Raw genomic sequence first — 13,837 nt, 5'->3', positions numbered from 1 at the left:
GGCGACAGCGCCTCGGTTGCGCGAAATGCCGGGGTTCATTGAACTGCTCTCCACAGCAGTGCAAATCCGGAAACCAGCATCACCGCATCCAGCATCCGGTTGAACGCGCCGACTTTCAGGCGCTGGAGCACGGCTTTGCCGCCGTACGTCCCCACCATGAGCGAAGCGCCGACGATGCCGCCCTGGAGCAGGATTTCCAGCGGCGCGGCACCGAGTTGCCTGAACGTCGCCACCTTGCTGACGTACAAGACCAGCGAGCTGGCCGCCTCGGTGGCAATGAAGGCGCCGGAGGCCAGGCCGTAGGCGGTGAACACCGGCACGCTGAGCGGCCCGGTCGACAGGACCAGTCCGGTGAGAAATCCGATCAACGCGCCTGCGAAGGCCAGGTGCCAGAGGTTCGGGCGCCACGCCAGTCTCGCCTGCAAGCGCCTGAGCGGAATCATCGCCAGGAAGAAAAGCCCGAGCATGGCTTCCACCACCGAGGACGGGAGCGCCAGCATCGTGCTCGCGCCCAGAGCGGCAGCCGGCGCCCCGGGAACGGCGTAGGCTGCCACGGCCTTCCAGTCCACCTCGCTCCGCCAGGCCGCAACGCGTGCCAGGTTTCCCATCACCGCAGCGACCGCCATGATGGGCACCGCATGCTTGGGCCCGAACTGGAACACGAGGATCGGAAGGAGCAACAGGGATGAGCCCGTTCCGATGATGCCGCTGACGCATCCGGCGAACAGGCCGACGACCAGGACGAAGAAGTAGGAGAGCAAACCGGAGACCGCCATTCGTGCCCGATTGTGGTCGGGCCTCCGTCAGTGTGCACGCGCTCCCGGCGGCGTCGTTGCGACCGGACGACGCGGCCTCGTCCGTGGACGCTGATCCGTCCCGTCGTCAAGGTCTAGGAAAACGGCAGCACCTTGAGGTCGAAGACCCGCTCCATGAACCAGATCCCCGCGATCAGCACCGCAGCGGTCGATCCGCCGTGCAACAGCACCGGCTCGTAGCGACGCCAGTGGCGCATCGCCAGCAAGGCGCCGAGCGCCGCGAACACGACGACGAGCTGGCCCGCCTCGACGCCGAGATTGAATTGCAGCAGCGCCACGACGAAGCCCCGCGTCGGAAGCTCCATCTCGGCCAGCGCGCCGGCGAATCCGAAGCCATGGATGAGGCCGAACAGGAAGCTGAACAGCTTGCGCCGGCCGCGCAGCAGCGGGTAGATGTTGTCGGCCGCGGCGAGGACGATCGTGATCGCGATGGCCGGCTCGATCACGCGCGGCGAGATGTTCACGATGTTCAGCGCAGCCAGCGCCAGCGTGATGGAGTGCGCGATGGTGAACATCGTGACGATGCCGAGCATCGGCAACACCGCCTCGCGCCACGTCACCACAGGTTCCCAGCCGCCGGGCCGGCGGCGCAGCACCGCGGGCAGCAGCAGGCAGATCAGGAACAGGATGTGGTCGTAGCCGATCAGGATGTGATGGACGCCATCGCGAAACAGGCTCGCGTTGGGCGGAGCCGCATCCGCTGCAATCGCGACCGGGCCGCCGGACGGGTCGAGCGAGCGCACCAGCGGATCGCTGCCGGCATGCGCCGTGACGCGCAGCAGCCCGCGGTGGGTGGGGTCGATCTCGCGGAACAACTGGTAGTCGATCGACAGCAACGTCGCGACATCGCATCGGGCCTGGAACCGGAAGACGAGGTAGGCACCGTCGACGCGATCGTCCACCGCCGGCGGCGCGGCCTGCGCCAAGACGCAGCGCCCATGCTGCAGCCGCAGGCGCGCGAGCGCATAGGCGCGGATCTCGTCCATGCGGCCGTTGACCTCGCCCCAGCTCAGTCGGCGGTCGCCGTTACGGTCGAGATCCAGCGCCACATCGAGGTCGCGCAACGCGATGTCCCAGCGCAGGTCCACCGCATCGCCGGCAATGCGCATCTGCAGGTAGGCGTCGCTGGCCTTGTGCGCATGTGCCGCGCGCGGTCCGGTCGCGAGCAGTGCGAACAGCAAGACCATCACGCACGCGCCCATCCCGCGCATCCACCGCGTGGACACGGGCGTCATGTCAAAGGACGGCGTCGATCCGCGCATCGCGCAACCCCGTGCGTTGCATCAGTGCCTTGAGTTCGCTGCGCGCTTCCTCGTCACCGGCCGCGGCGGCGGCGCGTGCGAGCAGCAGCAGGTCGATCGGCTCGCGCTGCAGGCGGACGTTGGCGCGGGCGAAGTCGAGCGCCCGCCGGGCGTCACCCTCGACGTCGAGCGCGAACAAGGCACCTTCGCGTGCATGCGCTTCGGCATTGCGCGGCCGCTGAGCCGCCGCGTCGAAGCGGGCCTGCAACTCGTCGAGATCCTGGCGGGCGCTGCCCACGCTGTCTGTCCGGCGCGCGGCGATCGCCAGCCGCAGCAGCACAGCATCGCTGCGAGGCTCCTTCGCGAGCAGCGCAGCGACCTCGGCGGGTCGTTTCTCGCGCAACAGGAAGTCGCTGTAGGCAAGCAGGAGGTAGCCCGAGCGTTCGGCCTGCAGCGCCTGTCTGTAGAAGGCTTCGGCCGCGCCGGGGCGACCCGCGAGTTCCTCGATTTCAGCCAGGCTCGTGAGCAGCCATTGGCGCGTGCCCGCCTGCTGCGCGCCCCGCAGGGAAGGATCGGCGAGCAGGCCTCGCAGGGTTTCGCGTGCCGACTCATGGTCTCCGCGCAGCCCGGCGTTCTCGGCCAGGCAGGCCAGGCCGTAGAGCGTGGGGCCGACGCGGCCCAGCGCGCGGCATGCGGTGTCCGACTCGGCATAGCGACCCCGCACGCGTTGAATGGTTGCCAGCGTGATCCAGGCCTGCGCGTTGCCGGGCTGCCGGGCCAGCGCCGATTTCAAGGTGGCTTCGGCCCCGTCGAAGTCATGCAGGAATTGCGCGATCGTCGCCCGCATCACCAGCAAGGCGGGCGGTGTCTGCGCAGCCGCTGTCGCGTCCCAGGCCCGGAGCGCACCCAGGGCGTATCCGGCGTAGCGCGCATCCCCCTGCGTTCGCGCCAATTCCAGGTAGGCCTGGGCGGCAGCAAGCGCAGTGGCTTCATCGCGCGGACGTTGTGCAAGCGCCTGCCGCAGTCGGCGCTCCTCGCGCGACCAGCCGGCGATGGCGGGCAGCGTCTCGACGATCGTGTCGTCGCTGGCCGGCACGCGCGGTGCGGCGCCGAGCGGCGCGCCGGCTGCGCACAGCAGTGCAGCCAGCAGGCCGCATCGCGCAAGGCCAGCCCTCGGGCCTAGTAGCGTGCGCATCACTGCGTCGCGAAGGGTTCCCGGGTCTCCGTGGTCGTCGACGGATCGAAAGCCGTCACGTCGGCAGGCTCCGCCGTGTCCAGCGCGGTCGCGACGAGCGACTTCACATAGGCGAGGAACGCATCGAGGGTGTCGGTGTCGGTGGGCGTCGTGCCGCCGCCGATGGGCGGAAAGTAGCCGCCGCCTCCACCACCACCACCGCAGGCGACGACGACGAGCGCCGCAACCAGCGGAAGGCCGACTCGAATGATCATGCGCTTCATGTCGTGCTCCTTACTGCGAGCCCGGAAGGGGCGTGTTCAGGTAGGGGAACGCATCCGGGAACTGCGCCGGGCTCTGCAGCGCGCCATCGGTCAACGCCGCAGCGCCCGCGGGCGCGTCGCCCGGCTTGCAGCCGACCTTCAAGGTGTCGAGCGCACCGGTCGCCACGCACAGCGCACCCATCGCCACGCGCAGCTCGGCGTCCACCACGTCGTCGCCGGGCCGCCGGCCATTGGGGAAGCCCGCGGTGTCACCAGCCAGCACACCCAGATTGCTCTGCCGGGCCTTGGGCGTCGGCATCACGGAGGTGTTGAGCCGCAGCATTTCCGACGGCTTGACGTTGGCAGGCTTGTTGACGCCCTCCACGCCGGTGAGGAAGGCAGCGACCAGGTCGCTGCGCGGGAAGTTGGTTGGCGCCGCGGCACTCGGGAACAGGATCTGAATCAGGGCCGGCAGGGTCGGATTGGTGACGTAGTCGGCGAACTGGCCATCGTCCTTCGGCTTGGAGCTGTTGAACCTGTCCTTGTCCTTCAGACCGATCACGACCTCGTTGACCAGCGGCATGCCCAGTCGCGAGACCTGTGCCCACGGCCCGCCGTTCAGCGCCGTCGTGCCATGGCCGCTCTTCGGCGGGCTGGCGATGAGCCGGCCTTGGCGCACGCTGGCGGTGGTCCATCCGCCGACGATGGGGCTGGCCGCTGTGGTGACGCAGGAGATCGGAACCTCCAGCGCCATCGTGGTCACGTTCCTGCCGGCGAGCGCGTCCGGGTTGGCGCTCGTCGAGCCGAGCGGATTGAGATTGATCAGGTCGAACACCTGGCCCAGCGCGACGGTGAACGGGTCCTTGCGCTGGCCGACGAACACGCGGCCGGGCGTGCTGCAGCCGGGGATGTTGACCGCATGGAGGTGCTGGTTCGCATAGCTCGCATAGCCGGTCGGGCCGCCGAACGTCTTGTCGCCGATGTTGTCCGTGGGCTTGTCGAACACCATGCCGCCGCCGGCCATCGAGACCGGCTCGACCCGGCCCGTGCGGCGATCGCCGCGCACGATGTCCAGCGTGTAGGTCTCGCGCAGGTTGCTGGTCGGCTGGTTCGGCGCCGAGATGGCGCCGGCCTGCACCAGTGGAATGGACACCTTCTTGTCGGCAATGGGCAGTTGGATGTCGCGCAGCGTGTGGGTGAACTTGAAGCGGAAGGTGATGTTCTCCACCGCATCGCCGTCGGTGTCGAGATGGATCTCGTAGAGCGCATTCGGATCCATCGTGAAGTAATTCGGCCCGCCGTACGGGCTCTGGTCGGGCTGGTAGTTGGCGATCAGCGTCACGAAGCCCTCGCGGCCGGCCTCGTAGCTGCGGAACATGTAGAAGTCGGTGGCATCGACCTTCGGCATCCCCGTGATCGAAGGGGCCTCGCGGTGACTGGATGCCAGTGCGCCGGCGGCGGCGATTGCACAGGTGGCAAGCACGCCGAACTGCATGGATGGGTTCGAGAGTCTCATGGGCATCACCTCAACAGGTTGTCTGGCTGGAGATGGCGTGAGCCACCGGGTGCTTCTATGAGTACCCGAGCCTTGTACGCAGCGGCTGCGCCGTTGGATGTGTAAATAAGTGCAATGCCAGCACCCTTCTGGCGCTCCTCGGCCGAGGACGTGCCGGCGCCGCGCGCAGAGGGCAGCATGGGACGCCATAGCCGCTTCGCCGGAAATTGGCACTACGATGAACGCTTCAGCGACGATCCGCCATGCTCATCCGCATCGACGAGGACATCACCTTTCGCAAGCTCGAGATCCTCCTGGCCTTCATGGAGACCGGCAATCTCGCGCGGGCCGCGGAGCGGCTCGACATCAGCACGGTGAGCGTGCACCGCGCGCTGCACTCGCTGGAGAACGGCATGCGATGCGCGCTGTTCCGCCACGAGGGACGCAACCTACATCCCACCGACGCCGCACGCACGCTGGCCGAAACGGCGCGCGAGGTCCTGCGCACCATGTCCGACGGCATCCGCGCGACGCGCGAAGTGGCCGGCTATTCGGCGGACCGCATCCGCATCGGATCGCTCTATTCGCTGACCAGCCACACCGTGCCGACGATCGTCATGGGAATGAAGGTGCGCAAGCCAGAGCTGCACGTGGAACTGGTGCTCGGCTCCAATGCCGACCTGCTCCAGCGGCTGCGCGACGGCGTGATCGACGCGGCGCTGCTCGGCCGGCCCGAAGGCGCGGCCGATGTCGAATCGGAATTGCTGTTCGAGGACGACATCTTCTTTGCCGCACCGACGGGCTCGCCGTACGGCGAGATGCAGGAGGTCGACCTGGGCGCCTGCGCCAACGAACGCTTCGTGAGCCTGGGCGAAGGCTTCGTGACCTACACCGGCTTCCAGGACTCGTTTCGCATCGCCGGCTTCACGCCCAACGTGGTCATGGAAACCGGCGACATCTTCTCGCTGATGAACCTCGTGAGCGGCGGCATCGGGTACACGCTGCTTCCGGGCCGCGTGCGCGGCGTGATGCCGCAGCGCGTGCAGTTGATTCCGCTGCAGAAGCGCTATCTCATGCGCCAGAAGATCGGCGTCAGCTTCCTGCGCACGCGCGAGCGCGACCCGAACCTTCTGGCACTGCTGGCGGTGTGCCGGATGGCGCGCGCAGAGCTGGCTTGACCGCTCGCGGGCCCGTTTCGGTCGTTCAGGGTTAACCCTCGATCATTTCACTCCGCGCGTTTTGGCGCGCGGGTGGTTAATTGATCGCATCGGGAGCCCCCGATACCTTTCGTCTCCAGGGAACGGCGTCGTTCGTTCCTCCGAGCCGCGCAGTCGCCCGGCACGAACCCAGGAGACCCACCCATGATCATCTACGGCACCGCGCTGCTGGCCATCTGCCATCTGCTCGGCATCTTCATCGGCGACCTGCTCGGGCAGGCACTGGGCGTCAAGACCAACGTCGGCGGCGTCGGCATCGCGATGCTGCTGCTGATCTTCGCCCGCATCTACATGCAGAAGAAGAACATGCTGCCCAAGCTCACCGAACTCGGCGTCGAGTACTGGGGCGCGATGTACATCCCGGTCGTCGTCGCCATGGCCGCACAGCAGGACATGGTATCGGCCCTTCGCGGCGGCCCCGTCGCTCTGCTCTCGGCGATCGGAGCCGTCGCCGTCTGCGCCGTGGTCATCTCGGTGATCAACCGCACCGAGCGCCCGGAGCACGAGCCGGCGCCCGCACCGATGCTGCACGACAACCCCTTGCTCGCCGAAGCGGAGTGAACACCATGCTCGAAATCCTTGAAAAAGCCGCCGCCTACAACGGCCTCGTCACTGCCTTCGCCATCGTCGGCTTCATCGTCCTTGTCTCGGGGCAGATCTCGCGCCGGCTGACTTTCGGCCGCGTCCATGGATCGGCGATTGCCATCGTCATCGGCCTGGGGCTGGCCTACTGGGGCGGCACGCAGACCGGCGGCCACAAGGGCCTGGCCGACATGTCGCTGTTCGGCGGCATCGGCCTGATGGGCGGCGCGATGCTGCGCGACTTTGCGATCGTCGCCACCGCCTTCGAGGTGCAGGCGACCGAGGCACGCAAGGCGGGGTTGATCGGCGTCGTTGCGCTGGTGCTGGGCACGGTGCTGCCCTTCATCGTCGGCGCTGCCATGGCCTGGAGCTTCGGCTACTCCGATGCGGTGAGCATGACGACCATCGGCGCCGGTGCGGTGACCTACATCGTCGGCCCCGTCACGGGCGCGGCCATCGGTGCCAGCCCCGACGTGATGGCGCTGAGCATCGCCACCGGGCTGGTGAAGGCCATCATCGTGATGGTCGGCACGCCGATCGCGGCGAAGTTCCTGGCCCTGAAGACGCCGCGCTCGGCGATGGTGTTCGGCGGCCTGGCCGGCACGGTGAGCGGCGTGTCCGCGGGCCTCGCCGCCACCGATCGCAAGCTGGTGCCCTACGGCGCACTGGTCGCGACTTTCCATACCGGCCTCGGTTGCCTGCTCGGGCCGTCGCTGCTGTTCTTTGCCGTCAAGGCCATGGTGCATTGAGGACACGAACCATGGACCGCATGAACTGGAACTCCAAGACCGCCAACCGCTCGGCGCGGCTGGCAAGGGTGTCGCAAGCGCTCGGCGCGAAGCGCGCGGGCAAGGTGGTGGCCACCGAGGCCATTGCCACCTTGCTCGAAGCCGTGCTCGAGCCCGGCGACCGCGTCTGCCTCGAAGGCAACAACCAGAAGCAGGCCGACTTCCTGGCAAAGGCACTGGTGGGGCTCGACCCGCAGCGCGTGCATGGCCTGCACATGGTGCAGTCGGTGCTGGCGCTGCCCGAGCACCTGGACATCTTCGAGAACGGCATCGCCTCGCGTCTCGACTTCAGCTTCTCGGGGCCGCAGGGCGCGCGCCTGGCCAAGCTGGTGTCGGCAGGGCGCATCGAGATCGGTGCGATCCACACCTACCTCGAACTGTTCGCACGCTATTTCGTCGATCTCACGCCCAAGGTGGCGCTGGTGGCGGCGCAGGCGGCGGATGCGGAGGGCAACCTCTACACCGGCCCCAACACCGAGGACACGCCGGCCATCGTGGAGGCGACGGCGTTCTCGGGCGGCATCGTCATCGCGCAGGTCAACGAGCTGGTCGACGGCAGCACGACCACGCTGCCGCGCATCGACATCCCGGCCGACTGGGTCAGCTACGTGGTGAAGGCGCCGCGCCCGAACTTCATCGAGCCACTGTTCACGCGCGACCCTGCGCAGATCAGCGAGATCCAGGTGCTGATGGCCATGATGGCGATCAAGGGCATCTACGGCGAGTACGGCGTGCAGCGCCTGAACCACGGCATCGGCTTCGACACGGCGGCCATCGAGCTGCTGCTGCCGACCTACGGCGAATCGCTGGGCCTCAAGGGCAAGATCGCGAAGCACTGGGCACTGAATCCGCACCCGGCGCTGATCCCGGCCATCGAGGCGGGTTGGGTCGAGTCGGTGCACTCCTTCGGCTCCGAGCTGGGCATGGAGGATTACATCCGTGCACGCTCCGACGTGTTCTTCACCGGCCCCGATGGCAGCCTGCGCAGCAACCGGGCCTTCTGCCAGGCCGCAGGCCACTATGCCTGCGACCTGTTCATCGGATCGACCTTGCAGATGGACCTCGACGGCAACAGCTCCACCGCGACGCTGGGCCGCATCGCCGGCTTCGGCGGGGCGCCCAACATGGGGGCCGACGCGCGGGGCCGGCGCCACTCCAGTCCCGCTTGGCTCAAGGCCGGCCGCGAGGCACGCGCCGGACGCAGCGGCGCAGCCGGCACGCCGCGAGGACAGAAGCTGGTGGTGCAGATGGTCGAGACCTTCCGCGAGCACATGCAGCCGGCCTTCGTCGACAGGCTCGATGCGTGGACGCTGCAGGAGCAGGCGGGCATGGAGCTGCCGCCGATCATGATCTACGGCGACGACGTGACGCACATCCTCACCGAGGAGGGCATCGCCAACTTGCTGCTGTGCCGCAGCGACGCCGAGCGCGAGCAGGCGATCCGCGGCGTGGCCGGCTACACGGCCGTCGGGCTCGGGCGCGACAAGCGCGCGGTGGAGAACCTGCGCGACCGCGGCGTGATCCGCCGGCCGCAGGACCTCGGCATCGACCCGCGCGACGCCACGCGCAACCTGCTCGCCGCGCGCAGCATGCGCGACCTCGTGCGCGCATCCGGCGGGCTCTACCAGCCGCCCAAGCGCTTCCGCAACTGGTAAAGAGGCAAACCAACATGAGCGACATTCCCGTGGGGATCGAAACCCTGGACTTCTCGTTTTCAGGTGGCCGGCGTCTCGGCACCTTCGCACCGGTGCTCGTAGGCGTGGTGGGCTCGGGCAATCTCGAAGTGATGCTCGAAGCCACCGCCGACGATGACTGCGCGGTGCGCGTCGAGACCTCCGCGCGCGGCTTCGGGCCGATCTGGCAGGCGGTGGCGGACGACTTCTTCGCGCGCCATCCGATCGGCGGCGTGCGCGTCTCGATCAACGACATGGGCGCCACGCCCGCCGTGGTGAGCCTGCGCCTGGACCAGGCCGTGGCCGAACTGCCCCAACAGCCCGAAGGAGCCTCCGCATGATCAGCTTCGCCGAATGCTCCGCGCGCGAGCGCCTTGCCCTGCTGCTCGACGCGGGCAGCTTTCATGAATGGATTCCGCCCGCCGAGCGGCTGACGAGCCCGCACCTGGCGCAGTTGGGCGTGCCCTCGGCCTTCGACGACGGCGTGGCCATCGGCCGGGCGAAGCTCGACGGGCACGAGGTGTTCGTCGCCGCGCAGGAAGGCGCCTTCATGGGCGGCGGCGTCGGCGAGGTGCATGGCGCCAAGCTGGTCGGCCTGCTCCAGCGCGCCTTGCGCGACAAGCCCGAGGCCGTGGTGCTGCTGGCGGAGTCCGGCGGCGTGCGCCTGCACGAAGCCAACGCCGGATTGATCGCCGTGTCGGAAGTGATGCGCGCCGTGCTCGACGTGCGCGCCGCCGGCATCCCGGTGGTGGTGCTCATCGGTGGCGCGAACGGCTGCTTCGGCGGCATGGGCATCGTTGCGCGCTGCGCCGACTTCATCGTGATGAGCGATGTCGGGCGGCTCGCGATGTCGGGGCCGGAAGTCATCGAGGCCTCGCATGGCGTGGAGGAATACGACTCCCGTGATCGGGCCCTGGTGTGGCGCACCAGCGGCGGCAAGCACCGCTGGCTGACCGGGGATTGCGACGCGCTCGTCGACGACGACGTGCAGGCGTTTCGCGCGGCCGCGATCGCCGCGATCCGGCAGTCGCGGCCGGTGACCCTCGAAACGCTGGAGGCCGAGCACGCGCTGCTCGAGACGCGCCTCCACCTGCTTCCGCTGGAGACGGACGGCGCCGATGCGGCGACGTGGCTGTGGCGCGAACTCGGCATCAAGAAGGCCGAGCGCGTGCCCGAGCTGGATGTGGACGCGGTGCGCGCATTGCGCACGGCATGACAAGGCGAATGAACATGAACTGGAACCAACTCGTCACGCGGCTCTTCGGGTCCTATCACGGCATGCGCGCAGCAGGCGATTTCCTGCAAGGCGACGTGATGTTCGAAGGCCGGCCCCTCACCGTCGTCGGCACCACCCATCACGCACCGATCGGCGTCGCACTGGCGCTGGCGCAGGCCCGCGTGATCCTCGACACGATCGCGCAGCATCCGGGCCGGCCCATCCTGCTGCTGATCGACACGCAGGGCCAGCAGTTGCGCCGGCGTGACGAAACCCTGGGCATCAATCGCGCGATGGCGCACCTGGGCATGTCGATCGACCTGGCACGGCGGCGCGGCCATCCGGTGATCGGGCTGGTGTACGACCAGGCCTTGTCGGGTGGCTTCATCACCTCGGGGCTGATCGCCGACGGCTGCTACGCCTTGCCCGAAGCCGAGATCCGCGTGATGCGCATTCCGGCGATGGCGCGGGTGACCAAGCTGTCGGAGGAAGTTCTCACGGCCTTGTCGCAATCGAATCCCGTGTTTGCGCCGGGAGTGGGCAACTACGTGGCGATGGGCGGCGTTCGCGAATTGTGGGAGGGCGACCTGGCCGCCGCGCTGCGCGATGCACTGGCGAACACCCCCGTCGAGGACACGCGCGCGAGGGACGGTGCGCAGCGTGGCGGGCGCAAGCTCGCCGCATCCGTGGTGCAGCGCGTGCTGGCGGCGGCATGACAGCAAGGTCCGGCACCGTGGAAGCGCTGCGCAGGCATCGGCTCGTCCGCCTCACCCGCGAAAGCTGGGCCACCGTCCTGGCGCGGCCTTGGGATGCGCCAGCGCGCGACTGCCTGGCGCACTGGGCGGCCCACGCATTGCCGCTGGTCGTGACGCGGCAATCGCCCGGTGCCGGCGACCTCATCGCCCTTGGCTTGCCCGCGCCGACTCGCTGGGAGCGGCGCCGCATTGCGGTGCACGTCCCGCGTTGTTCTCTGCTGGGCTTTGCCGAGTTCCCTGGACTGGGCGAGGTGCTGCCGTTGCTGCCGGAGCCCGCGCGAGCCGCCGCTTGCGAACTGCAGGCCGGACTTGCGGCTTGCGGCGCAAGTGCGCGTGTGTACGGCAGCTACGGCTGGCAAGTGCTCAGCGGACTCGATCACGTTCGGCCGGGTTCCGACCTGGATGTATGGGTACAGGTGGAAGACGCCGCACATGCGGATGAGGTCGCGCATCGACTGCGCGGCCATGCGGTGGAGCAGCCCCGCCTGGACGGGGAGCTCATGTTCCCCGACGGCAGCGCAGTCGCGTGGCGCGAGTGGTCTGGATGGCGCGCCGCTCGCACGCGCGCCGTGATGGTCAAGCGGCTGACCGGCGCGATGTTGTGGCATGACGTCGCGGCGCTTGCAGCATGAACGCGGCCATCTTCCCAGTCGGGCTTGAAGCGCCGCTCACGCCGGCGGCGATCGGCCGCGCCGCGACGCTTGCGTTGCACGACGAATTGGCGCTGGCACCCAAGCCCGGCCTCGTGACTCCGGCCGACAACGGCAGTCACGACGACATGGACGCACACACCTTCATGCGAAGCCTGTTCGCGCTGCGCAGCTACTTCGTGCGCATTGCGGAGGCGGGCCATGCGGGCGTGGAGTTCGGCGAACTGGAGCGCTGCGGCATCGCCGCCGAGGCGCGCATGCTGGCCGCGACCCGGGGCGTCAACACCCATCGCGGCGCGATCTTCATGCTCGGCCTGCTGTGTGCGGCTGCCGGCGCCGTGGTGCGCGAAGGCGATGGCACGTTGCAACCGGCGCAACTGCGCGACGCATTGCGCACGCATTGGGGCGCTGCGTTGACTGCACGCAGCCTGCGGGCGCCGACACTGCCCGGCGGGATCGCCACGCGGCGGCTCGGCTTGCGCGGCGCGTCGGAAGAAGCGGCATCGGGTTTTCCGGTGCTGTTCGAGGTCGCCGTGCCGGTCTTGGCGAGGGGGCTTGCAAAGGGCCTGTCGCCGCAGCTCGCGCGGCTCGACACCTTGTTCCACGTGATGGCCGTCCTCGACGACAGCAATCTGGTGCATCGCGGCGGACTGGCCGGATTGCGCCACGCGCAGGCCGCGGCACGGCGGTTCATCGACGACGGCGGCGCTGCGAGTGTGGGCGCCATCGCACGGGCCCGGGCGATGGCCGATGACTTCGTTGCCCGGCGACTGTCGCCTGGCGGCGCGGCGGACACGCTCGCTGCGGCCTGCTGTGTGACGCGCATCTGTGCACTTCCATGAGCTTCGCATTGATCTTTTCCGGCCAGGGCACCCAGCACGCTGCCATGTTGCCCTGGCTGGCCGAGGACGAGCACGTGGCCGGGATGCGCGAACGGCTCGGCGTGCACGATTGGCGGCGCAGCCTCGAAGACCCGGCCTGGGCGGCCAACAACGCCAATGCACAGACGTTGCTGACGGGGCTCGCGCTGGCGGCATGGGGCCAGCTCGCGCCGATGGTTCCGCCGCCTGCTGCGGTGGCCGGCTACAGCGTCGGCGAACTCGCGGCGTTCAGCACGGCAGGCGTTTTCGACACCGCGACCGCGACAGCGCTGGCGCCACCGCGCGCCGCTGCCATGGACAAGAGCGCTGCGCAGATGCCAGGCGGCCTGCTCGCCATCAACGGCCTCGCCGAATCCGCGCTGGCGCAATTGCGCGCCGACACCGGCCTGGCTGTCGCCATCCGAAACGGCATCGAGAGCGTGGTGCTGGGCGGCCCGACGGAGGCGCTGGAGCAGGCGCAACGGATCGCCGAAGGGGAGGGCGGGCAATGCACTCGCCTGAAGGTCAACGTCGCATCCCACACGCCATGGATGCGCGAGGCTGCCGAACGCTTCGCGCAAGCGCTCGCCGACCTGCCCTTTCAGTCGCCTCGCATCCCGCTGTTCAGCAACGCAGGCGACCGCGTTCGCGATGCCGGCGCCGCCCGGGCCGCACTCGCGGCCCAGATCGCGCAGACGGTGCGCTGGGACGAGTGCATGGAGAACATCGCCGCGCGCCAGGTGCGTTGCGTACTTGAAATCGGACCCGGCCAGGCGCTCACGCGCATGTGGAACCAGCGCTACCCGGCCATCCCGGCACGCGCCTGTGACGACTTCCGGAGCGCCACCGCCATCGCAAGCTGGCTGCGAACGCATTCGGACGACTGAATTTCCCCATCACCCTTTCTTGAACCGAAACCAAGGACCCAGACCATGAGCAACGTCGAAGCCATCACCCGCCCTGTGCCCGAAGCCGAAGTGCAGGGCGCCCACGTCAACGGCATGGCGGCCTATCAGGCGCTGGTGGCCGAGGCCGAGGCCGATCCTGGCGCCTACTGGGCGCGGCTGGCCCGCGAGTTCGTGAGCTGGAAGACCCCCTTCACGAAGTC

General features: G+C 68.7%; 16 protein-coding genes. 11 read left to right on the top strand and 5 right to left on the bottom strand.

Annotated features, from left to right (window positions below):
* Window positions 1-35 precede the first annotated feature (35 nt).
* The 5 genes from QTH97_RS20740 to QTH97_RS20720 form a co-directional block, all read right to left on the bottom strand.
* On the bottom strand, window positions 36-776 hold the full coding sequence (locus tag QTH97_RS20740) for a sulfite exporter TauE/SafE family protein (RefSeq protein WP_286570346.1): 741 nt from the start codon (window positions 774-776) through the stop codon (window positions 36-38).
* A 113-nt stretch (window positions 777-889) separates the two neighbouring features.
* On the bottom strand, window positions 890-2,050 hold the full coding sequence (locus QTH97_RS20735; RefSeq protein WP_286570345.1) for a HupE/UreJ family protein: 1,161 nt from the start codon (window positions 2,048-2,050) through the stop codon (window positions 890-892).
* 1 nt (window position 2,051) lies between these two features.
* On the bottom strand, window positions 2,052-3,251 hold the full coding sequence (locus QTH97_RS20730; protein ID WP_286570344.1) for a tetratricopeptide repeat protein: 1,200 nt from the start codon (window positions 3,249-3,251) through the stop codon (window positions 2,052-2,054).
* Window positions 3,251-3,514 carry a hypothetical protein gene (locus QTH97_RS20725; RefSeq protein WP_286570343.1) on the bottom strand — a complete coding sequence of 88 codons (264 nt, stop codon included), beginning with the start codon at window positions 3,512-3,514 and terminating at the stop codon, window positions 3,251-3,253. The genes QTH97_RS20730 and QTH97_RS20725 overlap by 1 nt, the downstream gene beginning before the upstream one ends.
* Window positions 3,515-3,524: 10 nt before the next feature.
* Complete coding sequence (locus QTH97_RS20720) at window positions 3,525-5,009, bottom strand: DUF4331 domain-containing protein (RefSeq protein ID WP_286570342.1); 1,485 nt, start codon at window positions 5,007-5,009, stop codon at window positions 3,525-3,527.
* Window positions 5,010-5,251: 242 nt separating this feature from the next.
* Here QTH97_RS20720 and QTH97_RS20715 point away from each other — a divergent pair, with 242 nt between their 5' ends.
* From QTH97_RS20715 to QTH97_RS20665, 11 genes are all read left to right on the top strand, one after another.
* A complete protein-coding gene (locus tag QTH97_RS20715) occupies window positions 5,252-6,166 on the top strand; it encodes a LysR family transcriptional regulator (RefSeq protein WP_286570341.1) in 915 nt (304 codons plus the stop codon).
* A gap of 183 nt (window positions 6,167-6,349) precedes the next feature.
* On the top strand, window positions 6,350-6,766 hold the full coding sequence (gene madL / locus QTH97_RS20710; RefSeq protein WP_286570340.1) for a malonate transporter subunit MadL: 417 nt from the start codon (window positions 6,350-6,352) through the stop codon (window positions 6,764-6,766).
* A 5-nt stretch (window positions 6,767-6,771) separates the two neighbouring features.
* On the top strand, window positions 6,772-7,536 hold the full coding sequence (gene madM / locus QTH97_RS20705) for a malonate transporter subunit MadM (protein WP_286570339.1): 765 nt from the start codon (window positions 6,772-6,774) through the stop codon (window positions 7,534-7,536).
* An 11-nt stretch (window positions 7,537-7,547) separates the two neighbouring features.
* Window positions 7,548-9,230: a malonate decarboxylase subunit alpha gene (gene mdcA, locus QTH97_RS20700; RefSeq protein WP_286570338.1), complete on the top strand. Its 1,683-nt coding sequence runs from the start codon at window positions 7,548-7,550 to the stop codon at window positions 9,228-9,230.
* Window positions 9,231-9,244: 14 nt separating this feature from the next.
* A complete protein-coding gene (gene mdcC, locus QTH97_RS20695) occupies window positions 9,245-9,589 on the top strand; it encodes a malonate decarboxylase acyl carrier protein (RefSeq protein ID WP_286570337.1) in 345 nt (114 codons plus the stop codon).
* The gene (locus QTH97_RS20690) at window positions 9,586-10,464 is read left to right on the top strand and encodes a biotin-independent malonate decarboxylase subunit beta (protein ID WP_286570336.1); all 879 of its coding nucleotides are present in this window, start codon (window positions 9,586-9,588) and stop codon (window positions 10,462-10,464) included. Before mdcC ends, QTH97_RS20690 begins: the two co-directional genes overlap by 4 nt.
* A 14-nt stretch (window positions 10,465-10,478) precedes the next feature.
* Window positions 10,479-11,180, top strand: a complete 702-nt coding sequence (locus tag QTH97_RS20685; RefSeq protein ID WP_286570335.1) for a biotin-independent malonate decarboxylase subunit gamma — start codon at window positions 10,479-10,481, stop codon at window positions 11,178-11,180.
* Complete coding sequence (mdcG, locus tag QTH97_RS20680; protein ID WP_286570334.1) at window positions 11,177-11,851, top strand: malonate decarboxylase holo-[acyl-carrier-protein] synthase; 675 nt, start codon at window positions 11,177-11,179, stop codon at window positions 11,849-11,851. The genes QTH97_RS20685 and mdcG overlap by 4 nt, the downstream gene beginning before the upstream one ends.
* Window positions 11,848-12,711 carry a triphosphoribosyl-dephospho-CoA synthase gene (locus QTH97_RS20675; RefSeq protein WP_286570333.1) on the top strand — a complete coding sequence of 288 codons (864 nt, stop codon included), beginning with the start codon at window positions 11,848-11,850 and terminating at the stop codon, window positions 12,709-12,711. Before mdcG ends, QTH97_RS20675 begins: the two co-directional genes overlap by 4 nt.
* On the top strand, window positions 12,708-13,616 hold the full coding sequence (locus QTH97_RS20670; protein WP_286570332.1) for an acyltransferase domain-containing protein: 909 nt from the start codon (window positions 12,708-12,710) through the stop codon (window positions 13,614-13,616). Before QTH97_RS20675 ends, QTH97_RS20670 begins: the two co-directional genes overlap by 4 nt.
* A 45-nt stretch (window positions 13,617-13,661) precedes the next feature.
* Window positions 13,662-13,837 (top strand): acetyl-coenzyme A synthetase N-terminal domain-containing protein (locus QTH97_RS20665; protein ID WP_286570536.1); only part of this gene is annotated, 176 nt, incomplete at its 3' end.

This window comes from Variovorax gracilis (assembly GCF_030317115.1).
Classification (GTDB): domain Bacteria; phylum Pseudomonadota; class Gammaproteobacteria; order Burkholderiales; family Burkholderiaceae_C; genus Variovorax; species Variovorax gracilis.
The sequence above is the reverse complement of the archived record's forward strand: the minus strand, read 5'-3'. Positions and strand labels throughout refer to the sequence as shown.